General features: G+C 46.2%; 29 protein-coding genes. All 29 read left to right on the plus strand.

Features of this window, described 5'->3' with window-relative positions; all coding sequences use genetic code 11:
• Nucleotides 1-106 precede the first annotated feature (106 nt).
• Nucleotides 107-886, plus strand: a complete 780-nt coding sequence (gene codY / locus FZD51_RS14195) for a GTP-sensing pleiotropic transcriptional regulator CodY (RefSeq protein WP_148975396.1) — start codon at nt 107-109, stop codon at nt 884-886.
• Nucleotides 887-1,366: 480 nt separating this feature from the next.
• On the plus strand, nt 1,367-1,765 hold the full coding sequence (gene flgB / locus FZD51_RS14200; RefSeq protein WP_148975397.1) for a flagellar basal body rod protein FlgB: 399 nt from the start codon (nt 1,367-1,369) through the stop codon (nt 1,763-1,765).
• Between the two features lie 2 nt (nt 1,766-1,767).
• A complete protein-coding gene (gene flgC / locus FZD51_RS14205; RefSeq protein WP_148975398.1) occupies nt 1,768-2,217 on the plus strand; it encodes a flagellar basal body rod protein FlgC in 450 nt (149 codons plus the stop codon).
• Between the two features lie 13 nt (nt 2,218-2,230).
• Entirely contained in the window at nt 2,231-2,539 is a 309-nt protein-coding gene (gene fliE, locus FZD51_RS14210; protein WP_148975399.1) for a flagellar hook-basal body complex protein FliE, read from the plus strand.
• 77 nt (nt 2,540-2,616) lie between these two features.
• Nucleotides 2,617-4,203, plus strand: a complete 1,587-nt coding sequence (gene fliF, locus FZD51_RS14215; RefSeq protein WP_148975400.1) for a flagellar basal-body MS-ring/collar protein FliF — start codon at nt 2,617-2,619, stop codon at nt 4,201-4,203.
• Between the two features lie 12 nt (nt 4,204-4,215).
• A complete protein-coding gene (gene fliG, locus FZD51_RS14220) occupies nt 4,216-5,232 on the plus strand; it encodes a flagellar motor switch protein FliG (RefSeq protein ID WP_009795903.1) in 1,017 nt (338 codons plus the stop codon).
• Complete coding sequence (gene fliH / locus FZD51_RS14225; protein WP_148975401.1) at nt 5,216-5,986, plus strand: flagellar assembly protein FliH; 771 nt, start codon at nt 5,216-5,218, stop codon at nt 5,984-5,986. The genes fliG and fliH overlap by 17 nt, the downstream gene beginning before the upstream one ends.
• The gene (gene fliI, locus FZD51_RS14230) at nt 5,983-7,299 is read left to right on the plus strand and encodes a flagellar protein export ATPase FliI (protein ID WP_148975402.1); all 1,317 of its coding nucleotides are present in this window, start codon (nt 5,983-5,985) and stop codon (nt 7,297-7,299) included. The genes fliH and fliI overlap by 4 nt, the downstream gene beginning before the upstream one ends.
• 3 nt (nt 7,300-7,302) lie before the next feature.
• Nucleotides 7,303-7,758, plus strand: a complete 456-nt coding sequence (gene fliJ, locus FZD51_RS14235; RefSeq protein WP_009795900.1) for a flagellar export protein FliJ — start codon at nt 7,303-7,305, stop codon at nt 7,756-7,758.
• Nucleotides 7,755-8,360, plus strand: coding sequence for a MotE family protein (locus tag FZD51_RS14240; RefSeq protein WP_148975403.1), 606 nt, complete (start codon nt 7,755-7,757; stop codon nt 8,358-8,360). The genes fliJ and FZD51_RS14240 overlap by 4 nt, the downstream gene beginning before the upstream one ends.
• Before the next feature lie 30 nt (nt 8,361-8,390).
• Entirely contained in the window at nt 8,391-9,680 is a 1,290-nt protein-coding gene (locus FZD51_RS14245; RefSeq protein ID WP_148975404.1) for a flagellar hook-length control protein FliK, read from the plus strand.
• Between the two features lie 8 nt (nt 9,681-9,688).
• Nucleotides 9,689-10,324 carry a flagellar hook assembly protein FlgD gene (gene flgD / locus FZD51_RS14250; protein WP_148975405.1) on the plus strand — a complete coding sequence of 212 codons (636 nt, stop codon included), beginning with the start codon at nt 9,689-9,691 and terminating at the stop codon, nt 10,322-10,324.
• A 15-nt stretch (nt 10,325-10,339) separates the two neighbouring features.
• Nucleotides 10,340-10,726 (plus strand): TIGR02530 family flagellar biosynthesis protein, encoded by a 387-nt coding sequence (locus FZD51_RS14255; protein WP_148975406.1) that lies wholly within the window; start codon nt 10,340-10,342, stop codon nt 10,724-10,726.
• 82 nt (nt 10,727-10,808) lie between these two features.
• Nucleotides 10,809-11,609: a flagellar basal body rod protein FlgG gene (gene flgG, locus FZD51_RS14260; RefSeq protein WP_148975764.1), complete on the plus strand. Its 801-nt coding sequence runs from the start codon at nt 10,809-10,811 to the stop codon at nt 11,607-11,609.
• Between the two features lie 48 nt (nt 11,610-11,657).
• On the plus strand, nt 11,658-11,879 hold the full coding sequence (locus FZD51_RS14265) for a flagellar FlbD family protein (protein WP_009795894.1): 222 nt from the start codon (nt 11,658-11,660) through the stop codon (nt 11,877-11,879).
• Entirely contained in the window at nt 11,869-12,297 is a 429-nt protein-coding gene (gene fliL / locus FZD51_RS14270) for a flagellar basal body-associated protein FliL (protein WP_009795893.1), read from the plus strand. The genes FZD51_RS14265 and fliL overlap by 11 nt, the downstream gene beginning before the upstream one ends.
• 44 nt (nt 12,298-12,341) lie before the next feature.
• Complete coding sequence (fliM, locus tag FZD51_RS14275; RefSeq protein ID WP_009795892.1) at nt 12,342-13,340, plus strand: flagellar motor switch protein FliM; 999 nt, start codon at nt 12,342-12,344, stop codon at nt 13,338-13,340.
• Complete coding sequence (gene fliY, locus FZD51_RS14280) at nt 13,330-14,556, plus strand: flagellar motor switch phosphatase FliY (protein ID WP_148975407.1); 1,227 nt, start codon at nt 13,330-13,332, stop codon at nt 14,554-14,556. The genes fliM and fliY overlap by 11 nt, the downstream gene beginning before the upstream one ends.
• A 21-nt stretch (nt 14,557-14,577) precedes the next feature.
• On the plus strand, nt 14,578-14,940 hold the full coding sequence (locus tag FZD51_RS14285) for a response regulator (RefSeq protein ID WP_009795890.1): 363 nt from the start codon (nt 14,578-14,580) through the stop codon (nt 14,938-14,940).
• A gap of 28 nt (nt 14,941-14,968) precedes the next feature.
• Nucleotides 14,969-15,658 carry a flagellar biosynthetic protein FliO gene (locus FZD51_RS14290; RefSeq protein WP_148975408.1) on the plus strand — a complete coding sequence of 230 codons (690 nt, stop codon included), beginning with the start codon at nt 14,969-14,971 and terminating at the stop codon, nt 15,656-15,658.
• Nucleotides 15,655-16,320, plus strand: coding sequence for a flagellar type III secretion system pore protein FliP (gene fliP, locus FZD51_RS14295; protein WP_009795888.1), 666 nt, complete (start codon nt 15,655-15,657; stop codon nt 16,318-16,320). Before FZD51_RS14290 ends, fliP begins: the two co-directional genes overlap by 4 nt.
• A gap of 12 nt (nt 16,321-16,332) precedes the next feature.
• Complete coding sequence (fliQ, locus tag FZD51_RS14300) at nt 16,333-16,602, plus strand: flagellar biosynthesis protein FliQ (RefSeq protein WP_009795887.1); 270 nt, start codon at nt 16,333-16,335, stop codon at nt 16,600-16,602.
• Between the two features lie 4 nt (nt 16,603-16,606).
• The gene (gene fliR / locus FZD51_RS14305; RefSeq protein ID WP_148975409.1) at nt 16,607-17,389 is read left to right on the plus strand and encodes a flagellar biosynthetic protein FliR; all 783 of its coding nucleotides are present in this window, start codon (nt 16,607-16,609) and stop codon (nt 17,387-17,389) included.
• Complete coding sequence (gene flhB, locus FZD51_RS14310) at nt 17,386-18,468, plus strand: flagellar biosynthesis protein FlhB (protein ID WP_009795885.1); 1,083 nt, start codon at nt 17,386-17,388, stop codon at nt 18,466-18,468. Before fliR ends, flhB begins: the two co-directional genes overlap by 4 nt.
• Before the next feature lie 117 nt (nt 18,469-18,585).
• The gene (gene flhA, locus FZD51_RS14315) at nt 18,586-20,622 is read left to right on the plus strand and encodes a flagellar biosynthesis protein FlhA (RefSeq protein WP_148975410.1); all 2,037 of its coding nucleotides are present in this window, start codon (nt 18,586-18,588) and stop codon (nt 20,620-20,622) included.
• Nucleotides 20,619-21,764 (plus strand): flagellar biosynthesis GTPase FlhF, encoded by a 1,146-nt coding sequence (gene flhF, locus FZD51_RS14320; RefSeq protein ID WP_148975411.1) that lies wholly within the window; start codon nt 20,619-20,621, stop codon nt 21,762-21,764. The genes flhA and flhF overlap by 4 nt, the downstream gene beginning before the upstream one ends.
• Nucleotides 21,757-22,629: a MinD/ParA family protein gene (locus FZD51_RS14325; protein WP_148975412.1), complete on the plus strand. Its 873-nt coding sequence runs from the start codon at nt 21,757-21,759 to the stop codon at nt 22,627-22,629. The genes flhF and FZD51_RS14325 overlap by 8 nt, the downstream gene beginning before the upstream one ends.
• A complete protein-coding gene (locus FZD51_RS14330; RefSeq protein WP_148975413.1) occupies nt 22,630-23,721 on the plus strand; it encodes a protein-glutamate methylesterase/protein-glutamine glutaminase in 1,092 nt (363 codons plus the stop codon). It abuts the gene before it with no gap.
• Between the two features lie 20 nt (nt 23,722-23,741).
• Entirely contained in the window at nt 23,742-25,775 is a 2,034-nt protein-coding gene (locus FZD51_RS14335) for a chemotaxis protein CheA (RefSeq protein ID WP_148975414.1), read from the plus strand.
• Nucleotides 25,776-25,794: the final 19 nt, after the last annotated feature.

The following is a 25,794-nucleotide window of genomic DNA, read 5'->3' on the forward strand; positions in this document are numbered from 1 at the left end:
AAGGTGTTAGGGTACAACAAACACATACGTACCAATGCCACTAAGGGATGAACACAGGTTATATCATAGAATAAGCAGTGTGTCACAGCCAATAGGAGGAAGAACAATGGATTTATTAACGAAAACAAGAAAAATTAATGCAATGCTGCAGAAAGCTGCGGGAAAACCGGTAAACTTCAAAGAAATGTCCGAGACGCTTAGTGAAGTGATTGAAGCGAATATCTTTGTGGTAAGCCGCCGCGGAAAGCTTCTTGGCTTTGCAGTAAACCAGCAGATCGAAAATGAGCGCATGAAAAAAATGCTTGAAGACCGTCAATTCCCTGAAGAATACACCAAGAGCCTGTTCAATATCCAGGAGACTTCTTCAAATCTTGATGTAGAAAGCGATTATACTGCCTTCCCAGTTGAAAACAAGGAGCTGTTCAAGAACGGTCTGACCACGATCGTACCAATCATCGGGGGCGGAGAGCGCCTAGGTACGCTGATCCTGGCAAGGCTTCAGGAGCAGTTCCATGACGATGATCTTATTCTTGGCGAATACGGTGCAACAGTTGTCGGTATGGAAATCCTGCGTGAAAAAGCGGAGGAGATCGAAGAAGAAGCGCGCAGCAAGGCTGTTGTACAAATGGCTATCAGCTCCCTTTCATACAGCGAGCTTGAAGCAATCGAGCATATCTTTGAAGAGCTTAACGGCAAAGAAGGCCTGCTTGTTGCTTCAAAAATTGCCGACAGAGTCGGAATTACGCGTTCTGTCATCGTAAACGCATTGAGAAAGCTGGAAAGCGCAGGAGTCATTGAATCGCGTTCACTCGGCATGAAGGGAACATATATTAAAGTCCTGAACGATAAGTTCCTCGTCGAACTGGAAAAACTGAAAACAAGCTGATATATCCCGAAAAACCTGTTTCTGAGGAAACAGGTTTTTTATTTTGGATTAAAGAGCAATTATTACGGACGTTACAGGAATTTTACATAATTCGTCAGAGAGACTTGGTAAATCATAGAAATAATATTATATCTTAATAATGATAAAAGTCATATTTTTGCTTAAAGGCGAGAGATATTAATAATAGTTATAGGAAAAAGGAACTAATTGTTCAGCAGCCTGAATTTTAATAGTAAACCCGCATTCTGTAAGGGAAGAAAGCATGAAGTGGTAAAGCTTTCTGCATAAAAAAGGATTTTGTTCGTTCCAAAGAATGAAACCTCAAAATAGGACTTATGTATTATTAAATTTAACTTTAACTTCATAGACATATTATTTCAAATTCATTACAATAGTGATTAAGATTGAAAATTCGCCTATAATCATCAATTTTCAACAAGAATTAACATTTTTTCTACTTTATGCTGGCAGGTGCTGAAATTGAATATTTTTTCTAATACTATATCGACACTTGAAAATTCTTTAAATCAAGCGTCCTTGAAACAAAAGGTCGTCGCGCAGAATATTGCGAATGCAGACACCCCGAACTATAAAGCAAAGGATGTAAGCTTTAAGTCTGTTCTTCAGTCAGAAATGGCCATGGGCGGGATAGAGGCGAAACGGACGGATGTCCGCCATTACAGCTTTAGTGCTGAAGGCAGCGGGCAGTCTGGAGTCATCATCAATAAAAATACGGACTTTACTCATAATGGCAATAATGTGGATATGGATAAAGAAATGTCAGAGCTGGCAGAGAACCAGATATACTATAACGCACTGGTTGAGAGGATCAGCGGGAAATTCACGAGTCTTCAGAATGTAATAAGAGGTGGAAGATAATCATGAGCATGTTTCATAGCATGAATACAACGTCCTCTGCCCTGACAGCGCAAAGGCTGAGGATGGACGTCATTTCGTCAAATATGGCAAACGTTGATTCAACAAGGGGCAAGCTTGTCAATGGCGAGTGGCAGCCTTATGCAAGGAAAGAAGTTGTGATGCAGCCGCAGGAAAAAAACTTTTCTTCATTCCTGAACACAGCTATGAATGCAGGCAGCGCAGGCAGCGGCGTGCGCGTATCGGAAATCAGGGAAGATCAGACACCGTTCAAGCTTGTTTATGACCCGAGTCATCCTGATGCAAATGAAGCAGGCTATGTACAGATGCCGAATGTAGATCCCCTGAGGGAAATGGTGGACCTGATAAGCGCAACACGTTCTTACGAGGCAAACGTCACAGTATTCAATGCTTCCAAAAGCATGATGATGAAAGCCTTGGAGATAGGAAAATAAAGGAGACTAGATAATGAATAATATATCTTTTTCGCCTGTTTCAAGCATCATGCAGCCAGCGAAGATCACAGGACAGGCTGCCGGAAGCGCGGCAGAAGGACAAAAAAGCTTTGCTTCCATGCTTAAGCAATCAATTGATAATATAAACAGCTCCCAGCTGCAATCTGATGTTATGACAGAAAAGCTTGCCCGGGGAGAAGATGTCGGCCTGCACGAAGTGATGATTGCTTCGCAGAAAGCCAGCATTACCATGCAGGCTGCGCTTGAAGTCAGGAATAAAGTGATAGAGGCATATCAGGAAACCATGAGAATGCAGGTTTAATAGATTGCTGATTAAAGATTATGATGTTTAGCGGTTATTAGCTGCGGCTTGCTAGACAGGATAACCGGGGGATTGTGATGAAAGAAAAGCTTCAAAAATTTTTCAACCCATTAAAAGAATTTTGGCAGAGCCGGACTAAGAAGCAGAAGGGGCTGATGGCCGGCTCTCTTATTTTGCTCATATTGATTGCTACGGCTGCCGTACTCCTGGCAGGGAGGACAACAATGGTTCCTTTATACAGCAATCTGTCACCATCTGAAACAGGGGCAATAAAGGAAAGCCTGGACGGAAGAGGAATTGCTTCCGAAATAGCCGATGGGGGCTCAACCATCATGGTCCCGGAGGAAGTTGTGGATACTTTGAAGGTAGAGCTTGCCGCTGAAGGCATCCCGAAATCAGGCAGCATTGATTATTCGTTTTTCAGCCAGAATGCCGGAATAGGAATGACTGAAAATGAATTCAACGTTCTGAAGCTGGATGCTATGCAGACAGAGCTGTCCAATCTGATAAAAGGGATAGAAGGTGTCAACGATGCCAAAGTCATGATCAATCTTCCTGAAAAGGGAATTTTCATCAATGACCAGACAGAAGAAGCATCTGCGAGCATCGTTTTGAACACAAAGCCGGGGTATCAGTTCGAAACAGAACAGATCAAATCCCTGTATCATCTGATTTCAAAAAGTGTTCCTAATCTGCCTACAGATAATATCGTCGTAACAAACCAATTCTTTGAGTATTTTGATCTGGAAAACAGCAATAATACTTCAGGCAAAACAATCACGGCCCAGCTCGATCTGAAAAAACAGATTGAGAGAGATGTCCAGCGCCAGGTGCAAAGCATGCTCAGTACGCTGATGGGCCCGGAAAAAGTAGTGGTTTCCGTTTCTGCTGATATTGACTTTACCCAGGAAAACAGGGAAGAAAACCTGGTTACGCCTGTAGATGAAGAAAATATGGAAGGCATTGCGATCAGTGCCAAGAAAATCACTGAAACCTTTACGGGAAGCGCGGAAGAAGCGGGAGGTATTGCTGGCACCGGTGATAATGAGATTACTAATTATCCGGGAGCAGCTGAAGGCTCAAATGGGGATTACGAGCGGATTGAAGAAACGATCAATAATGAAGTGAATAAAATCCGGAAAGAAATTGTAGAAAGCCCTTATAAGGTAAGAGATCTCGGCATTCAGGTAATGGTAGAGCCGCCGACAGCTGACGATCCGACTTCCCTTCCTCAGGAGCGGGTCGATGATATTACACAGATTCTCAGCACCATTGTCAGGACCACTATCGATAAGAAAGCTGCCGGTGCAGAACTTACTGATGAAGATATTGCTGACAAAGTGGTTGTATCTGTTCAGCAGTTCCAGGGCAAAACCGAATTCCCTGAAGAAAGTGCTGCTGTTATTCCTTGGTGGGTATACGCCATTGGCGGTGTTCTGGTTGCGATCATCCTTCTGCTGGTGTTCCTGTTTATCAGGGCGAGGAGAAAGAGCCACGAAGAGCAGGCAGAACTGGAAGAACAGGTTGAACCTGTCACCATCAAAGATGTGAACGAAGAACAGGAAACAGAAAGCAGCCTGAGAAGGAAGCAGCTTGAAAAGATGGCAAAAGAAAAACCGGAGGACTTTGCGAAGCTTCTGCGGTCATGGATTGCAGAAGACTAGGAGGGTTTTTAATTGGCAAAAAAAGAATTGAAAGAATTAACGGGAAAGCAAAAAGCAGCCATACTGCTGATCTCACTTGGACCTGATGTTGCCGCTTCGGTGTACAAGCATTTAAGTGAAGAAGAAGTAGAAAAGCTGACGCTTGAGATCTCAGGGGTCAGAAAGGTCGAGTCCCATTCCAAGGAAGAAATTCTTGAAGAATTCCACAATATTGCCCTCGCGCAGGATTATATCTCCCAGGGAGGCATCGGCTACGCAAAAACGGTCCTGGAAAAAGCGTTAGGAGAGGAACAGGCAGCCCTGATCATTAACAGGCTGACCTCATCCCTTCAGGTCCGGCCATTTGATTTTGCCAGGAAGGCAGATCCGGCGCAAATACTTAATTTTATCCAAAATGAGCATCCCCAGACAATCTCGCTGATTCTTTCCTATCTGGATCCTCCTCAGGCAGGGCAGATATTGTCTGAGCTGCCTCAGGAGATGCAGGCGGATATTGCCAGAAGAATAGCGGTGATGGACAGCACATCGCCAGAGATCATCAATGAAGTTGAGCAGATTCTCGAACGGAAGCTTTCTGCAACAGTCACTCAGGATTATACGCAAACAGGCGGCATTGAAGCGGTTGTCGATGTTCTTAACGGAGTCGACAGAACAACAGAGCGGACAATCCTGGACGCCCTTGAGATCCAGGATCCTGAACTTGCAGAGGAAATCAAGAAGAGGATGTTTGTGTTCGAGGATATTGTCACCCTTGACAGCCGTGCAATCCAGCGGGTGATCAGGGACTGTGAGAGCGAAGACCTGATGCTTTCATTGAAGGTCTCCAGTGATGATGTCAAAGATATTGTCTTCAAAAACATGTCTACCCGGATGGTTGAAACCTTCAAGGAGGAAATGGAATATATGGGCCCTGTCAGGCTGAGGGATGTAGAGGAAGCCCAGTCAAGGATCGTAGCCATTATCCGCCGCCTTGAAGAAGCCGGGGAAATCGTCGTAGCGCGCGGCGGAGGGGATGATATCATTGTCTAGGCTGATCAAGTCGCATTGGGCCCAGCCTTCAGAGCAGCAGAAAAAAGTCATATCCATTAAACTGCTGAATCAGGATTTGCCAGCCGCCGAGCTGCAGGAAGAAGCGCCATTTAATCAGCAGCTGCTTATAGATGAGGCCCGCAGAGAAGCAGAGTCCATCATTCAGCAGGCGAATGAAGAAGCCCGGCAGCTGATGGAGCATATAGAACAGGAGCGGGTTCGATTCGAGCAGGAGAAAGAAGAGGCAAGAGAGTCAGCGAGGCTTGACGGATTCCAGGCAGGCCTGGCGGAAGGAAGGCAATCGGGCTTTATGGAGTTCAGCGAAACGATAGGGTTTGCAAAAGAAATTGTTGAATCATCCAAAGCTGATTACCAGAACACGATTGAATCTTCGGAAGGGACGATCCTTGATATTGGCATCAAAGTGGCCGAAAGAATTCTCAGCAGTGTGCTTGAGGAAGACAGCAGCAGATTCCTGCCGGTTGTCAAGAGAGCCCTCAAGGAGTCGCGGGAATACCGGGAGGTCCAGCTCCATGTCCATCCCGGCCGATACAGCTTCCTGCTTGAGCATAAGGATGAGCTGCTGGCCATCTATCCAAGGGAAACTAATCTTTATATCTATCCTGACGAAGAGCTGGAAGAGTGCAGCTGCGTCATTGAATCTCCCGGCGGAAGGATCAATGCCGGTGTTGACAGCCAGCTTGAAGAAATGAAAAGGAAGCTGATTGAACTGCTGGAGAGTGAAAACAATTGAAGGCTGCAGATCTGATTAGTGAGATAGGGCAGATTGATACCTACAAACGCTACGGTAAAGTGAAAAAGGTAGTGGGCCTGATGATTGAGTCACAGGGACCTGAAAGCTCCATCGGAGATGTATGCATCATCCATGTAGGTTCGGGGAAAAAGCGGAAGATCATGGCTGAGGTTGTAGGCTTTAAAGAGGAAAATGTCATTTTGATGCCATATACAGCTATTAGTGAGATAGCCCCGGGGAGCCTGGTGGAAGCGACTTTAAAGCCTCTGGAAATCAAAATCGGGACGTCCCTTATTGGCGAGGTAATAGATGCGCTCGGGCACCCGCTTGACGGAAAAGCATTGCCCAAGGGGCTGGCTTCTGTACCGACTGAGCAGGACCCGCCAAACCCGATGAACCGCCCGCCGATTTCCGCACCGGTGGAGGTCGGGGTAAGGGCGATCGACAGTCTCCTGACAGTCGGCTACGGCCAGCGGGTTGGCATATTTGCAGGCAGCGGCGTCGGAAAGAGTACGCTGCTGGGAATGGTCGCCAGAAATACAAAGGCTGACCTGAATGTGATAGCGCTCATCGGAGAGCGAGGCAGGGAAGTCAGGGAATTCATCGAGAATGATCTTGGCGAAGAGGGCCTCAAGAGGTCGATCGTCATTGCCGCCACTTCTGACCAGCCTGCACTGATGAGGATAAAGGGTGCATATACAGCCACCGCAATCGCTGAATATTTCCGTGATAAAGGCTTGAATGTTGTATTGATGATGGACTCGGTGACAAGGGTTGCCATGGCGCAAAGGGAAGTAGGCCTTGCGATAGGGGAGCCGCCGACCACGAAAGGCTATACACCGTCTGTATTCGCGGTGCTGCCAAAGCTGCTTGAACGTACAGGGACGAATCATAAGGGATCGATTACAGCTTTTTACACGGTGCTGGTGGACGGCGACGATATGAATGAGCCGATAGCTGATACTGTCAGGGGAATACTTGACGGGCACTTCGTCCTTGACCGGGCCCTGGCCAACAAAGGCCAGTACCCGGCCATCAATGTATTAAAAAGCGTCAGCAGGGTGATGAACAATATCGTTCCGTATGAGCATAAAAAAAGCGCAGAAATGCTGCGCGAAAGGCTGAGCACTTATATAAACTCCGAAGATCTTATCAATATAGGAGCATATAAAAAAGGGACATCAAGGGAGATTGACCAGGCTGTCCGCCTCTATCCGGAAATCATCGCATTTTTAAAACAGGGAACAGAAGAAAAAGTAACGATGCAGGACAGCATACAGCACCTGCTCCGTTTAATGGAAACAGGTGAATAATTCATGCAATATCAATACAGATTTGAAAAGGTAATGTCGATACGGGAAAGGGAAAAGGATGAAGCTTTGGACAGCTATAACCAATCTGTCCGAAGGTTTGAAGAAGCGGCAGGAAAGCTTTATGAGCTCCTTAAGAAGAAAGAAGACCTGGAGGAGTTCCAGTTCTCCAAGCTGGCCAGCGGATTGCCGGTCCAGGAAATCAGGCATTATCAGCATTTTATCCATAGCCTTGAAAAAACGATCGAACACTACCAGCAGGTTGTATTCAATGCGAGAAATCAGATGAATTATTATCAGGATAAATTAACGGAAAAAAATATAGAAGTGAAAAAGTACGAAAAGATGAAAGAGAAAGATATTGTCCGTTTTGCAGAATCTATGAAGCTGGAAGAAAACAGGCAGATGGATGATATCTCGATTCAGCTGTATGCCAATCGGGGAAGCCAGGTGGGGCAATGAATAAAACGGCAGAAGAGACAGAAAAAAAATACAGCAAGTTTCAAATGTTTTTTATATTGGTTGTGATTCCTCTCCTTTTTGCGATTGCAGTTACGTTGATTGTATTGACAGTAAATGGGACCAATGTATTTGAAGCAGGCAGGGAACTGGGCAGCAAAATCCCTGGTATCTCAGAGATGATCGATAAAGATCGGTCAGCTGCTGATAAAGAATCTGATCAGAGGATCGTCGAGCTTGGGGCAGCCATTGAGGACAGAGAAGCACAGATTGAGCGGCTGGAGTCCCAGCTGGAATCAAAAGACAGCGAAATTGAGGAAAATGAGCTGGAAAAACAGCAGCTGCAGAATCAGATAGACGAACTCCTGGCTATACAAGAGGAAAACAAGCGTGCGTTCAAGGATATTGTAAAAACATATGAAACGATGTCAGCCAAAAATGCTGCGCCCATCCTTGCACAGATGAATGATGATGAGGCCCTTCAGATCCTCACGAATGTAAAGCCTGACACGCTGGCGGGCATCATGGAAAAAATGCTGCCTGAAGATGCTGCAAAGTTCACAGAGCTTTTGACAAATGAAAGCAGCCGGTCAGCTTCAGAATGACTAAGCGTGATATGAAAGGGGGTGAAAAGAATGCAGCTAACAGGTTTGGGGGCAATCGTCAGTGCAGGTTCCGCAGCTGCTGATGCGGGTAAAACCGGGTCAGGCCGGGGATTCACAGCTATGATGTCAATGCTAATGGCAGGCCAGGGAGAAATCCAGCAGGACCCAAGCGGGAAATCTCCTGAAGTGGATCAGGAGGCTCTCATGTCACTGGCTGAATTCATGTCTGCTGATTCCCTGCTTGATCTGGAGGACGGACATCAGCTGCTCGACCAGCTTTTGAGCGGTGAAGATACCGGTCTGCTTGAACAGATTCAGAGCTATCTTGGATTGTCTGACGAAAGGATGGCAGACATACTGGATCAGTTGCAAGTTTTGCTAACAGATAGGGTGGAGTTAATATTAGAGGGAACCGATCCTCGTATTGAAACTGCTGAAGCGGAAAAAGAAGAGACAATGCAATTCATGGAAACCATCATGAACGTCCTGGCTCAAGTGACAGCTCTCGCGGAAAATAAGTCACCCGGCGCATTATCCAAAGAATTTATGGATGCAGCCAAAATTGTAAAGTTATACGACCTTCTTCAAAAAAATGCCGACTTTGCTGGAGAACAGCCGCTCGCCAAAGGAGCAAGGCAATTGCTTGAAAAACTTGACGCTTTTATCATGTCAGCGGCAAGCAAAGAAAAGGTTCAATATTTGCAGAAAACTTTTACCCAGCTTTCAAATGATTTAAACCTGGGCCAGCCCAAGAGCAATGAAGGAAAATATCAATTGCCAGAAGGCGGAAAAACCATCTCCAGGCTGGATGCTGGTGCATCTTCGTTCACTCTGATGCCGCAGATGACAAAAGTTGAGCATCTGACACTGATGCAGCCTAACCAGGGGAAAATGGTCTCAACTGAGCAGCTTATCGAACAATTTGAATCTATCCTTGCAAAAAGCCAGCTCACAAAAACAGGCGGGGTACAGCGGATGTTCCTGCGTCTCAATCCCGAAAATCTAGGCTCGCTGCGGATTGAATTGATTCAAAAGGATTCCCAGCTTACAGCCAGGATTCTTACATCAACAGGTGCAGCTAAGGAAATGCTTGATTCCCAGGTGAATGGACTTAAACAGGCACTCCACTCTCAGAATATCCAGGTAGAACGGATTGAAATTTCACAGCAGCTGAGCCAGCAGGAGAGAATGCCGCAGCGTGATGCCCAGCAACAGCAGCAGGGGCAAAATCAGCCTGACAGGCAAAAACAGCAGGCTGGAAGAGATGAAGAATCGGCCGGTGAATCTTTTGAAGAAATTCTATTAAATACAGAAGCATAGGTGGTAGCATGGCAAATACAATTGATTCGTCTTTGATGCTTTCAAGCTATAAAAAGGAAGAACGGAAAACCGGGTCAGATATTTTGGGCAAAGATGATTTCTTAAAGATATTGATGGTTCAGCTGCAAAACCAGGATCCTTCAAACCCCTTGCAGGATAAAGATTTTATTGCCCAGATGGCAACATTCTCATCTCTGGAGCAGATGACAAACATGAACACAAGCATACAAAAGCTCGTCCAAATGCAGGAACAGGATTCTCTGATATCTTATAGTGAATTTGCCGGCAAGGAAATCAAATGGCATAAAGTCGCAGAATCAGAAGATCCGAATGCACAGCCTTCGATCGAGGAAGGAGCAGGAAGAGTTGCCTCCATCCAGTTCAAGAACGGCAATGCTGTTTTTATCCTGGAAGATGGGACAGAACTGGGACCAGCCAATATTTCCGAAGTCAAGGGAGGATCCCAGGATAACAGCCTTATGCAGGCGAGCATGCTGATTGGAAGAATGATAACCTTTATTGGGGAAGATGGGGCTGAGCAAAAGGATTTTGTTAAATCGGTCAGCCTTAAAGGCGGAACTACGCTCTTCCAGCTTGGCAATGGTACAGCAGTGAACTCATCGCAAATTACCGGAATCGAATAGACAGGAAGTGGTTGGATGGGCAAGCAAGTGTATCTTCCAATTCAATCGCAATTAAATCCGGCAGTTCCAAGAAAGCCGCAGGCACACAGAAATACACATCTTGCTTCTTTTTCAAATCATCTGCAGAATGCCATTAATATTCCAGCAAAGCTGAATATCAGCAGGCATGCCAATGAAAGGCTGCAGCAGAGGAATATACAAATCACCGCTGACCGCTGGAAGCAGGTTGAAAGTAAGGTAGCTGAAGCAAAAGGCAAGGGGATAGCTGAATCACTCGTGCTGCTTCCGGAAGCAGCATTGATAGTAAGCGTCCGTAATAACACGGTGATCACGGCGATGGAACGGAAGGAAGCAAACAGCCAGATTTTTACGAATATTGACGGAACGATACTGATGGATTAACACTAAATAGGCCGGACCTCATTGAGGAAGCCATAGTCTGCCGACTGACTGAAGCAGACTTAACATGAAAGGAGCAGATAAAATGCTGCGTTCAATGTATTCAGGAATTAGCGGAATGAAAAACTTCCAGACAAAGTTAGATGTAATCGGCAATAATATTGCCAATGTTAATACCTTTGGATATAAAAAGGGACGGGTTACTTTTAAGGATATGGTGAGCCAGACGGTTTCGGGGGCGACCGGGGCAGGTAACGGAGTAGGTGGAATCAATCCAAAGCAAGTGGGATTGGGATCTCAAATGTCTGCTATTGATACCATTGATACTCAAGGTAGTTTGCAGACTACAGGAAGAATTTTGGATATAGGTATACAAGGTGATGGTTACTTTAAGGTTCAAAAAGGTACTAATACCTTTTACACAAGAGCCGGAAATTTTTATTTTGATAACACCGGCAATCTTGTAACAGCCTCAGGAGAAAAAATTCTTGATAGCACGACACCAGGAAATGCGATTACGATTGCTAATATCAGTCAAATTGAAAATCTTAGCATAGGAGCAGACGGCAGCATCTCTTATGTTCAAGGCGGAACGGCAACAACTGGACCTACCATCGGAATTGCAAGGTTCTCAAATAATGGAGGGCTTGAAAAAGTAGGGAATAACCTTTATAAGTCTACTGCCAACTCAGGACCAGCGCAAAATGTTTTACCTGGTACTTCTGGAGCCGGATCACTCGTATCAGGTTCCCTCGAAATGTCCAATGTAGACCTTTCTGAGGAATTCACTGAAATGATTGTGGCTCAGCGCGGATTCCAGGCGAATACCCGCATCATCACAACTTCCGACGAAATCCTGCAGGAACTGGTAAATTTAAAACGTTAAGCTGAGGAGGGACAGGGCTGGAGGCTTCCTTCGGTCCTGGCGCTTACAATGATTACTGTTACAAGGCTGAATGGAAAGACATTTACAATTAATGCTGTTTATATTGAAACGGTCGAATCTTTTCCAGACACGACCATTACACTGGCCAATGGAAGAAAGTATGTGGTGAAGGATGATGAGGACTCGGTGAAAAGGAAGATTATCGGGTTCTATCAGTCTATCGGATTGCTTGGGCACAAACAGCTGGAGGGAATGGAAAATGAAGAATAATAAACTCTTAATGATCATGCTGTTTTTGCTCATAGCTATCACTCTGGTTGGTGCGGTGGCATTGGTCGTTGTCATGAAATATACAGACGGTGCAGAGGAGAAAGAGCCTTCAATTGAAGAAGTGCTGGAAGCATCTGTGGACATTAACCAGATTACAACGAATTTGGCCAGCGATGATTTTATCCGAATCTCCTTCAAGGTTGAGACTGACAGCAAAAAAGCGAAGGAAGAGCTTGAGAAGAGGGATTTCCAGGTCAAGAATATTATCATCCAGGAGCTTTCAGAGAAGAAGGCGGAAGACCTGCAGGGCAAAGAAGGCAAAATCAGCCTGCAGGAGGACCTTAAATCAAAAATCAACAGCCTGATGCAAAACGGAAAAGTAGAGAGTGTCTATATCACTGAGTCTCTCCTCCAATAATCCGGATTTTCCTCGGCAGATTACGAAGATGGAGGTGAGGGTTCATGTCTGGTGAGGTTTTATCGCAAAATGAAATCGATGCACTGCTTTCCGCTATATCAACAGGGGAAATGGATGCAGATGAATTAAAGAAAGAACAGTCTGAGAAGAAAGTGAAAGTATATGATTTTAAGAGGGCACTCCGGTTTTCAAAAGACCAGGTTCGTAGCCTGACCAGGATACACGAAAATTTTGCCCGTCTATTGACGACCTTCTTCTCAGCGCAATTAAGGACCTATGTCCAGATCTCGGTGGCTTCTGCCGACCAGATACCATATGAGGAATTTATCAGATCGATTCCGAAAATGACAATATTGAATGTATTCGAGGTGCCCCCGCTCGATGGAAGGATCCTGATGGAGGTCAATCCTAATATTGCCTATGCGATGATGGACCGGATGATGGGCGGCAGGGGTTCGAGCATCAATAAAGTCGATACATTGACAGAAATCGAGACAAAGATCATGTCCAATACTTTTGAACGGGCATTTGAGCATTTGAGGGAGGCATGGAGCACGATTACAGAAATCGACCCTTTCCTTGCCGAATTCGAGATCAATCCGCAATTCCTGCAGATGGTCTCCCCAAATGAAACGGTTGTCGTCATATCGCTGAACACCATGATCGGCGAAACAAGCGGGATGATTAATATCTGCATACCCCATGTTGTGCTTGAACCGATCATTCCCAAACTTTCTGTCCATTACTGGATGCAGACAGAGAAAAAGGAAAGGGAGCCAGAGGAGCTCGGCAGGCTTGAGGACAGCATACAGAAGGCACAGGTGCCGGTTTCAGCAGAACTGGGTTCTGCCGACATTTCCATCCAGGATTTCCTTATGCTTGATCTCGGGGATGTCATTGAGCTGAATCAGGCGATTGACCGTCCGCTGACGATCAAAATCGGGGATATCCCTAAATTTACAGGACAGCCCGGTAAGGCGAATAAAAAGCTGGCTATTCAAATACTTGATACATTGAAGGGGGGAGACAGCGATGATGAGTGACGATATGCTCTCGCAAGATGAAATAGATGCCCTTTTAAGAGGAACCGACGACACAGAGGAAGACGATATTTTTTCAGTTGAAGATTACCTATCCATGATGGAACAGGATGCGCTTGGTGAAATCGGGAATATCTCTTTTGGCAGTTCTGCCACTGCTTTATCTACACTTTTGAATCAAAAGGTTGAAATAACAACCCCGACTGTTTCTGTCATATTAAAAAGAAAGCTTCAAGAGGAGTTTCCGCACCCGTATGTGGCCATCCAGGTCAGCTATACAGAAGGATTCTCAGGAAGCAATCTGCTTGTCATTAAACAATCAGACGCTGCAATCATTGCAGATCTCATGCTGGGCGGAGACGGGATGAACCCCGCAGATCTGCTTGGCGAAATCCAGCTGAGCGCCGTGCAGGAAGCAATGAACCAGATGATGGGTTCCGCTGCAACTTCCATGTCCACCATCTTCAGCAAACGGGTAGATATTTCACCGCCATCCATTGACTTTCTGGATGTGCAGCAAGGGGAAGGTACAGATAGGATCCCGGATGACGATATGCTTGTGAAGGTATCGTTCAGGCTGAAAATTGGGGATCTGATTGATTCAAGCATCATGCAGGTGGTCCCGCTGGAATTTGCGAAAAGGCTAGTTGAAGAGCTTATGAATCCGGGCGCGCAGGCTGAAAACCCGGCTGCCGATTTGAGCAAGCCTGACCCTGTGCAGGCACAGGAGCCGGCATTCCAGCAACAGCCGGCAGAACCAGTGCCGGATATGGCAGCAGCCCCTACCGGCTATGGACAGGGAACTGCGCAATACTCCGGTATGGAAACACAAACGCAGCGTCCGGCTGCCCAGGCGGCTCCCCAGCATCTTGGAGCCCAATATCCAGGCGGACAGCCGCCGCAGGTTCAGCCTGCTGTATTTTCAAACTTTGAGCCCCAGCAGCTTCAGGAGTCTGAAACAAAGAATCTGAATATGCTCCTGGATATCCCTTTGCAGGTAACAGTAGAGCTGGGCAGGACTAAGCGTTCTGTCAAAGATATACTTGAGCTTTCCGCGGGATCTATCATTGAACTGGACAAGCTTGCAGGAGAACCGGTGGACATTCTTGTCAACAGCCGCCTGATTGCAAAAGGTGAAGTGGTTGTTATTGAAGAGAATTTTGGTGTCAGGGTTACAGATATCATCAGCCAGAGCGACAGGATCAAAAATTTAAGATAACTATTATGGGGGTTAAGTATTATGGCACAGAAGATTTTGATAGTGGACGATGCGGCATTCATGCGAATGATGATTAAGGACATCCTGTCCAAGAATGGCTATGACGTTGTCGGCGAGGCAGCGGATGGGGCCCAGGCTGTAGAAAAATACAAAGAAACACAGCCTGACCTGGTGACAATGGACATCACGATGCCGGAGATGGATGGCATCACTGCACTGAAAGAAATCAAAAAGCTTAATCCTTCTGCAAAGGTCATCATGTGTTCGGCCATGGGTCAGCAGGCGATGGTCATCGATGCCATCCAGGCCGGCGCAAAGGATTTTATCGTTAAGCCTTTCCAGGCTGACAGGGTTTTGGAAGCTATCTCAAAAACCTTAGGCTAAACGCAATTTTAAAAATAGAGGGTGCATCATGTTGCAAATAGTTAAACAATTGCTCATAACCCTGTTTCTTGCTGCAGCTGCTTTGCCGGGCCTTCAATCTGTGGCCCATGCAGAGCAGCTGAATAACAGCGTCAAAGACTGTTTTGAGCAGAATGCGGGAGATTGCGCAGAGCCTGCAAAGGGAGCCGGCTCGGCTGCAAAGGAAGAAGGATCAGGCGGAGTTGGAATTAACAGCTGGGATATAGCCAAGATGATTTTTGCTACAGCATTTGTCATTGGCCTGCTGTACTTTCTTCTGAAATTCATCAACAAAAAAAGCCGGACCTATAAATCTTCCCAGCTTGTCGAAAACCTCGGCGGCACCTCGCTCGGAGCCAGCAAAAGCATTCAGATCATCAAAGTGGGCAGGCAGCTCCTTGTAGTGGGTGTGGGTGATAATATACAGCTGTTAAAAGAAATAGAAGATGAAGAAGAATATCATCAGATCATCAATGATTATAACAACAAAATGGAACAGCTTGTTCAGCCAAGCGATATTGTGACAAAAGTGATTCAAAGAGCAAAGGCAGCCAGAAAGGCAAACGCGGCTAAAACAAAATCCTCTGAAGGCAGCAATGGCGATTTTCAGTCTGTCTTAAAAGGACAGCTGGAAGAGCTGAGCAGAGAGCGCAGGAAAATTCACCAGGAAATGGAGCAGAAGGGGCCAAAAGATCAATGAATGAATTTATGGAATTTTTCAATGCGAGCTCCCCTGATAATGTATCCACTTCCGTAAAAATGCTCCTGCTGCTGACGGTTTTATCGCTGGCGCCAAGCATTTTGATTTTAATGACATGTTTCACCAGGATCATCATTGTTCTTTCTTTTGTCAGAACGGCGCTTGCTACCCAGCAAATGCCACCCAACCAGGTGCTTGTAGGCCTCTCGCTATTTTTGACATTCTTCATCATGGCACCTACCTTCCAGGAGGTCAATGAACAGGCGCTGACTCCGCTTTTTAATGATGAAATCAATCTTGAACAGGCGTACGAAAAAGCTTCTGTCCCTTTCAAGGACTTTATGAGCGCCCATACAAGGCAGAAGGATTTAGCATTGTTCCTGGAATATTCCGGTGCCGAAACGCCGGAATCCATACAGGATATTCCGCTGACAGCGCTTGTTCCGGCATTTGCCATCAGTGAGATCAAAACCGCTTTCCAGATTGGATTTATGATTTTTATCCCTTTCCTTGTGATTGATATGATAGTGGCCAGTGTGCTTATGTCCATGGGGATGATGATGCTTCCGCCGGTCATGATATCGCTTCCGTTTAAAATTTTGCTGTTCGTTCTTGTGGACGGATGGTATCTCGTGGTCAAATCTTTACTACAAAGTTTTTAAGCAGGTGAATGAATGAGTCCCGAAACAGTTATATCGATCGCAGAGCAAGGGATTATGAGTGTTTTATATATCAGCGGGCCGCTTTTGGTGCTTGCGCTTGTCGTGGGGCTGATTGTCAGCATCTTTCAGGCGACCACCCAGATCCAGGAACAGACCTTGGCATTTGTGCCAAAAATCGTTGCTGTCCTTCTCGGTGTGGTTTTCTTCGGCCCGTGGATGCTCAGCCATATGCTTTCTTATACAAATGAAATATTTTCAAATCTGACTAGATTTGTAGGATGATGACATGCTAGATTTACTTCCGGCGTTTCCTGCTTTTTTACTGATATTTGTAAGAGTGACTTCTTTCTTTCTGCTGATGCCGCTTTTTTCTTACCGTTCAATCCCTAATACCCATAAAATTGGCTTGGGCTTTTTTCTGGCCTGGATCATCTTTTATGCGGCGGATGCCCCGGCATTTGAGATTAATGGTGCCTATTATCTGCTGATTATGAAAGAAGCACTGGTTGGACTTGTCATAGGCTTTATATCATATTTAATCCTTTCAGCCATTCAAATAGCAGGCGGTTTGATCGACTTTCAGATGGGTTTTGCCATCGCCAATGTAATCGATCCGCAAACAGGTGCGCAAAGCCCGCTCATGGGCCAGTATTTATACACGATATCTCTGTTTTTCCTCCTGATGGTCAATGGGCATCACCTGCTCATTGATGGTATTTTCTACAGCTATCAGGCCATACCTCTCGACCAGCCGTGGATCCCGTTCGGGGATGAAGGGATGGCTGAATATATGCTGCGGGCCTTTAATTCGATGTTCATATCGGCATTCCAGATGTCTGTGCCGGTGGTCGGGTGTCTGTTCCTGGTGGATGTGGCACTCGGGATTGTAGCAAGGACCGTTCCCCAGCTGAATGTGTTTGTAGTTGGAATTCCGCTAAAAATCGGTGTCAGCTTCATTGTTCTTGTCGCTGTTATGAGTGTCCTGCTTTATGTGGTTTCACAGCTTTTCGGCGTGATGGCCAGTACAATGAAAGGCCTGATGGATCTGATAGGGGGAGCGTCCGGATGAATAGGATCAGGCTTGATTTACAGTTTTTCAGCGGGGAGAAGACAGAAAAGGCCACCCCGAAGAAGCGTCAGGACTCCCGTAAAAAAGGGCAGGTTGCCAAAAGCCAGGATGTCAATACAGCATTGGTCCTGCTGGCTGTATTCCTGTTTCTCCTTTTTGCAGGGGGATATTTAAAAAATATCATCATGTATTTGCTGACTCACTCTTTTCAGGAATTTATGCTCATGGAACTGACCGAGAGCAATGTGCAGGCCATTTTCCTTGCAGTCATGAAGGAATTGGCTCTGTTTCTGGGACCGGTCATGCTGATTGCCATGATTGCCGGGGCAGCGGCCAATTATATGCAGGTTGGATTTTTATTTTCAACCGAAGCCATTCAGTTTAAGCTGGAAAAAATCGATCCTATTAAAGGATTTAAAAGAATTTTTTCCATGAGGGCCATAGTGGAGCTGCTGAAGTCGGTCTTAAAGATCGGATTTGTCGGTGCGGTCACATTTGTCGTTTTATGGATGCGGATTGACGAAATCCTGATGCTTTCACAGAAATCCCCGGGGGCGGCACTGATCATTTTGGCCAGTCTTACAGTGCAGATGGGCTTATTTGCATCAGCTGCGCTTCTCTTTTTATCTGTTTTGGATTATCTCTATCAGAAGTATGATTTCGAGAAAAACATCCGGATGTCCAAGCAGGACATAAAAGATGAATATAAAAACATTGAAGGCGATCCTTTGATCAAGTCAAAGATCAAGCAGAAGCAAAGAGAAATGGCGATGAGCCGCATGATGCAGGAAGTGCCGAACGCCGATGTGGTCATCACCAATCCTACCCATTTTGCCATTGCCCTGAAGTATGACGAGGAAAAGCAGGATGCACCGTATGTGGTGGCAAAGGGCGCAGATTATGTCGCACAGAAAATCAAATATATAGCCAAAGAAAATGAGGTAATTACGGTGGAGAACAGGCCGCTGGCAAGGGCCCTGTACAGCCAGACCGAAATCGGCAGCACCATACCTGAGGAGTTTTTTAAAACGGTTGCGGAAATCCTTGCGTATGTATACCGCACCAAGAACAAAATGTAAGCAGCAGCGAAGAGGCCTGCACAATCCGGCCGTGATGACGCTGCCGATTAGAGCGGCGTCCTTCGTCTGTGTTCCATCGAACCTAGTGCCTTACGCATTTCTGTTAGGAGAGAGATTATGTCTGGTAGAGATTTATCGGTTGTCGTCAGTGTCATCCTGATTGTGGCCATGCTTATCATACCGTTTCCATCGTGGCTGTTAAGCATCCTGATCATCATGAATATATCACTGGCGCTTCTCGTTTTGCTGATATCCATGAATATGAATGAACCGCTGCAGTTTTCCATTTTTCCATCGCTCCTGCTGCTGCTGACATTATTCAGGCTTGGACTGAATGTATCCACGACCCGGTCTATTTTATCAAAAGGTGAAGCAGGCGGTGTCGTTGAGACGTTCGGTACATTCGTTGTCGGCGGAAATGTAATAGTAGGGATGGTTGTTTTCCTTATCCTGATTATTATCCAATTTATTGTTATAACGAAAGGTTCTGAGCGTGTTTCAGAGGTTGCGGCAAGATTTACGCTAGATGCAATGCCAGGAAAACAGATGAGCATCGATGCTGATCTGAATGCGGGGATGATTTCTGAGCATGAAGCAAGGGAAAGACGGGAAAAGGTCAGCCGGGAAGCTGATTTCTACGGCTCGATGGATGGTGCGAGCAAATTTGTAAAAGGGGACAGCATTGCCGGGATCATCATTGTCCTGATCAACCTTATATTCGGGATTGTCATTGGCATGATGCAGCAGGGACTCGGCTTCGCTGATGCGGCCAGCCGCTATTCGCTGCTGACAGTAGGTGACGGGATCGTCAGCCAGATCCCTGCATTGCTTATTTCAACCGCGACAGGAATTGTCGTGACCCGGGCAGCATCTGAAGGGAACCTGGGCAAGGATATTACTTCACAGATACTCGCATACCCAAAGATGCTGTATGTAACCGGAGCGACGATCTTCCTGCTTGGACTGTTTACGCCTATCAGCAATATCCTTACTTTCCCGATTGCCGGATTGTTTGTTTTTGGCGGATTTATGCTATCGAGGGTGAAGGAGCCTGATAAAGAGCAGCTTCAGGAGATAGAGGAAGAGCTGGAAACAGATGAAATGAAGAGTCCGGAAAGTGTGGTCAGCCTTCTGAATGTCGATCCCATTGAGTTTGAGTTTGGCTATGGGCTTATCCCGCTTGCAGACGCCAATCAGGGCGGAGATCTTCTTGACAGGATCGTGATGATCCGGAGGCAGCTTGCAATTGAACTGGGGCTGGTCATTCCTGTGGTGAGAATCAGGGATAATATCCAGCTGCAGCCGAATGAATACAGGCTGAAGATTAAAGGAAATGAAATGGCCCGCGGTGAGCTGCTGCTTGACCACTATCTGGCCATGAGCCCCGGGATTGAAGATGACAGCATCGACGGGATTGATACGGTCGAGCCTTCCTTTGGGCTCCCGGCCAAATGGATAACAGAGGAAACGAAAGAGCAGGCAGAAATTTTCGGCTACACGGTAGTGGATCCGCCTTCGGTCGTCTCTACCCATATCACTGAAATCATCAAATCGAACGCCTATGATCTGCTTGGAAGGCAGGAGACAAAGCAGCTGATTGACCATCTGAAGGAAAGCTACCCGATCCTTGCAGATGAAGTCACGCCAAATCCATTGTCAGTGGGCGAAGTACAAAAGGTACTGGCAAAGCTGCTTAAGGAGAATGTCTCTATCCGCAACCTGCCGATCATCTTTGAAACGCTGGCTGATTTTGGCAAAGTGACATCCGATACAGATCTGCTCACTGAATATGTAAGGCAGGCGCTGGCCCGCCAGATCACCAACCAATATTCCGCACAGGGCGATTCTCTGAAAGTTGTGACGTTGTCAGGGAAAATCGAAAAGCTGATAGCAGAAGGCATCCAGCAGACTGAGCATGGGAATTATCTTTCAATGGATCCGGCTGTTTCACAAAGCATCCTGGAATCGATCGCTTCCCAGGTGGAGCAGCTTTCAATCATGGACCAGTCGCCTATCGTTCTTTGCTCGCCGGCAGTAAGGATGTATGTGAGACAATTGACAGAACGGTATTTCCCGCTCGTTCCGATTCTTTCCTATAATGAATTGGAAGCAAATGTAGAAGTACAAAGTGTAGGGGTGGTGAACATCGATTGAAAGTAAAAAAATTCACGGCACCTTCAATGCCTGAAGCAATGAAAATCATCCGCGAAGAGCTTGGCAGCGATGCAGTCATTCTGAATTCCAAAATGGTGCAGACAAACGGATTCTTAGGGTTCTTCAAGAAAAGGAATATAGAAGTCATTGCAGCAATAGATCCCGAGCCCAACCAGCCTAAGGAAGTATTAAAAGAAAAAGTGATCGAGCCTCCGCCTGTAAAGGCAGCTGAATTTTTTCCAAAAGCAGGGGGACCTTCTTCGGAAGAACTGGCAGCGGAAATCCGGGACCTTAAGCGTTTAATGCAGCAGTCCTCTGCCGGAGGGAGCTTTAAAGCACGATCTTCCCTGCCGCTTCCGCTCAAAAAAGTACAGGAAGAGCTGGCAGGACAGGAAGTGGAACCTTCAATCATTGAAGAGCTTATGGAAAAGCTTTTGGTAAAATGGTATAAATCTGACTTAGAACCTGATTTTAACAAGGTTAATGGATGGCTGAGGGAACTTTTGACGGCAAAGCTCGAGTCAGCCCAATACGGCGGGATTGCGTTTGATCACAAAATCATTAACTTTGTCGGACCCACAGGCGTTGGAAAAACGACTACTCTGGCTAAAATAGCCGCTGAATGTGTGATAAAGCAAAAGAAAAAAACGGCCTTCATCACTACAGACACGTATAGGATCGCTGCCATCGACCAGCTGAAAACTTATGCAGATATTCTCGATGTGCCTATGGAAGTATGCTATACAGAGGAAGATTTCAAGGCTGCAGTGGACACTTTCAAGGACTTTGAGGTCATTTTGATTGATACAGCCGGACGCAATTTCCGCAACCCGAAATATGTCCAGGAGCTTAAAAGCCTGCTTGAGGCAGAAAGCAGCCTGACCTATCTGGTCCTATCGTTAACATCCAAGCAAAGGGATATGGAAGAAACAATCAAACAATTTTCTGTGGTGGACATCAACAGGTTCATATTCACAAAGGCAGATGAAACGTCGACTTTTGGACCCCTGCTCAACATAATTGATAAAACAGGAAAAGGGGCAGCCTATCTGACTACCGGCCAAAATGTCCCGGATGATCTTGTGCCCGCCGGCCCGAAAACAATAGCCGGGGCGATAATGGGAGAATCAAAATATGAATGACCAGGCAGAACAGCTTAGAAGGAAACTGAGGAACGGGGAAGATAAGGCTTCAGCAAAGACTATCGCTGTAATAAGCGGGAAAGGAGGAGTAGGGAAATCGAATTTTTCCCTGAACTTCTCCCTTTCGCTCCAGGAAAAAGGGCATGATGTTCTGCTGCTGGATCTTGATATCGGAATGGGAAATATAGATGTCCTGCTGGGCCTAGCTTCTCCTTATTCGGCTGCAGATTATTTTGCAGGCAATGCTTCACTCGAGAAAATCATTTCAGTGGGACCTCATGGACTCCATTACATAGCAGGGGGGACAGGCCTTTCTCAGCTGGCCGAGATCTCAGCACCGGTGCTTGGCCAATTTTTCCGGGAGTTCTCGGAGCTGTTTTCTAAATATGAATATATCATTCTGGATATGGGTGCGGGAATCAGCACCCAATCTCTTCATTTTATTTTATCCGTGAATGAACTGATAGCAGTGACAACCCCTGAGCCGACTTCTTTGACCGATGCTTATGCTGCTTTGAAGTTCATCCATCTCAGGGACAATAAGATGCCGGTTAGTATAGTCGTCAATAAAGCAGAAACAGAGAAAGAAGCAGCCTCGGCGTTTAACAGGATTTCAAATGTAATGGAAAGCTTCCTGGGAAAAAAGGTCACAAGGCTTGGCGCTGTTCCTGATGACCGCAGCGTTCAGCAGGCTGTCAGGAAGCAGACCCCTTATCTGCTTTATAAAAGAAGCTCGGCTGCTTCAAGGGCCACTCTGGACATTGCTGATTTTTTCCTGCAGCAGAACGGAAAGCAGCAGGCGGACGGGAAGGTTCCCTTTATGTCGCGGCTTAAGCAATTGCTTTTTGAAAAGGGGCGGAGCTAAATGGGCAAGATCAATGTACTCGTAGTGGATGACTCTGCTTTCATGAGAAAGCTCATCTCTGACTTCCTCTCTGAGAATGAACAAATCAATATATGCGGAACCGCTAAAGATGGCGAAGATGCTTTAAGGAAGATTGAGGAACTGAAGCCGGATGTTGTTACCATGGATGTGGAAATGCCGAAGCTTAATGGGCTTGATGCATTAAAGAGAATCATGGAAGTTCATCCCCTTCCTGTCGTCATGCTGGCCAGTGCCACCAAAGAAGGCGCAGAAAAGACAATGAACAGCATCCAGCTCGGAGCTGCCGATTTTATCTCAAAGCCTTCAGGTTCTATTTCACTGGACTTGTTCAAAATTAAACAGGAGCTTGCAGAGAAGGTCATTGCAGCAAGCCGGATATCAGCTGCCAAACTGGCAGACAAGCCTTTATATGGAAAAAATACTATTAAGCTATACGAAAATTATAGTAAAATAGAACCAGAGACTTTCGGACCGTCCCTCAAGCCAGGCAGCCTGCCTGCAGCAGACAAGCTTGTGTGCATAGGTACCTCAACCGGCGGGCCGAGAGCGCTTCAAAAGGTGTTCTCCAAGCTTCCAGGGACCCTGGATGCACCAGTGCTTGTTGTCCAGCATATGCCTCCGGGCTTTACCAAGTCATTGGCTGACAGGCTGGATCTCTTGTCAGAACTCTGTGTAAAAGAAGCCGAGCATGGTGAATTGCTGAAAAAAGGGACAGCTTACATAGCGCCCGGCGGCCTTCACCTGACAGTACAGCAGACGAAAGCCGGCTTGATGGCTGTCTTAAGTGAAGCTGCGCCGGTCAATGGCCACAGGCCATCAGTAGATATACTGTTTGAGTCGGCAAGCATGATTGAAAATTGCCATAAGATCGCTGTGATCCTGACTGGCATGGGTTCGGACGGGACAAAAGGCCTATCGGCAATCAAGAGCAAAGGAAATGCTTCTGCTATTGCAGAATCAAAAGATTCAGCGATTGTATTTGGAATGCCAAGGACCGCAATAGAAACCGGACTGGTCGATAAAGTTGCGAATATAGAAGAAATTGCTGAAAAAATAAAGAGCTATGTTTAATTCAGAGGGGTGAAAGCGCCATGGAAATGAGCCAATATTTAGAAGTATTCATTGAAGAAAGCAGGGAACATCTGCAAGCGATTAATGAACATCTGCTTGAACTTGAAAAGAATCCTGCCGATTTGAAAATAATTAATGAAATATTCAGATCTGCCCATACGTTAAAAGGAATGTCTGCCACAATGGGTTATGAAGACCTGGCCCGCCTGACCCACCAGATGGAGAATGTTCTAGACGCTATCAGAAATCAAAAGATAGGCGTTACGCCAGAACTCCTGGATACCGTTTTCCTGGCAGTCGACGATCTGGAAGCCATGGTGTTGTCCATTTCAGAAGGAGGGGATGGAAAGCGCGACGTCAGTACGGCGGTAAAGCAGCTGGAGCTGATAGAAAATGGCCAAACCCCAGTAATGGAAACGCGGCAGGAAGCGGCGGCTGCGGCTATTGCAGAAGCAGAAGTTCCTGCAGAGCTGAGAAGTGATTATGATGAATTTGAACGGACTGTGCTCAGCCAGTCAAAGGAACAGGGCTTTGACGTCTTCGAGATATCCATTTCTTTGAGGGAAGATTGCCTCCTGAAGGCTGCGAGAGTATTTATGGTGTTTGAAGTATTGGAGAAGTCCGGTGAAATCATTAAGTCCAATCCTCCTGTGGATGTGCTGGAGGAAGAGCAATTTGATTCAGCCTTTACGGTCACTCTGGTTACAAAGGAGCCAAAAGAAGAGATTCAGGCGAAGATCATGAAAGTATCAGAAATTGAAAAGGCAGAAATCATAAATATCGACCTGATGCCTGCCAATCCGGCTGAAGAAGAACCGGCGCCTGCAGCTGCTGCAGCCGGCATCATCCAGCCTGTGGAAGAACCAAAAGAAGAAAGCAGGAATGGTGCACCGGCCAAACAGGCAAGCAGCAAAACAATCCGGGTGAATATAGAGCGTCTGGATATATTGATGAATCTGTTTGAAGAGCTTGTCATTGACAGGGGGAGGCTTGAGCAGATTTCGAAAGAGCTCAACAACCAGGAGCTTCACGAAACCGTTGAAAGAATGTCCCGCATCTCAGGAGACCTTCAGAATATTATTCTCAATATGAGGATGGTGCCTGTTGAAACGGTATTTAACCGCTTCCCTAGGATGGTCCGCCAGCTGGCCAGGGACCTGAACAAGAAAATCAATCTTGAAATTGTAGGTGCAGAAACAGAACTGGACAGAACGGTTATAGATGAAATCGGCGATCCTTTAGTGCACTTGATCCGCAATGCACTGGATCACGGAGTTGAAACACCGGAAGTACGGAAGGCGAACGGGAAAAATGAAGAAGGGACAGTCGTTCTGAAAGCGTACCACAGCGGCAACCATGTCTTCATTGAGCTGATCGATGACGGAGCTGGCATAAACCGTGATAAAGTCCTGCAAAAAGCTGTGAAAAATGGCATCATAACGGAGCAGGCAGGCGCTGCATTGACTGACAAACAGGTGTATGAGCTCATTTTTGCATCCGGTTTTTCCACTGCAGACAAAATCTCGGATGTTTCAGGCAGGGGCGTAGGCCTTGATGTAGTGAAAAGCACCATTGAATCATTAGGCGGAACAGTCACGATTGATTCCCAGGAAGGAAAAGGCTCAACCTTCTCCATCCAGCTTCCGCTGACGCTTTCTATCATTTCTGTCATGCTGATTGAAGTACAGAAGGAAAAGTATGCGATTCCTCTTTCGTCTATTATCGAAACGGCAATCATTAAAAAAGAGGATATCATGAATGCCCACAACCAGAAGGTCATAGATTTCCGCGGCAAGGTCGTTCCGCTACTGTTCCTGAAGGATGTGTTCGATGTTCCTGTGCATTTGGAGGAAGATGGTTATTATTCGGTGGTCATCGTCCGCAAAGGGGACAAGATGGCTGGACTGGTAGTCGACTCGTTTATTGGACAGCAGGAGATCGTGCTTAAATCACTCGGAGGCTATCTGAATGATATTTTTGCAATTTCCGGAGCTACGATCCTTGGGGATGGGCAGGTTGCATTGATTGTTGACTGCAATGCTTTAATAAATTAATAGACTGGCATGAAAGCTA

Source organism: Bacillus infantis (genome assembly GCF_008180445.1).
Lineage (GTDB): Bacteria > Bacillota > Bacilli > Bacillales > Cytobacillaceae > Bacillus_AB > Bacillus_AB infantis_B.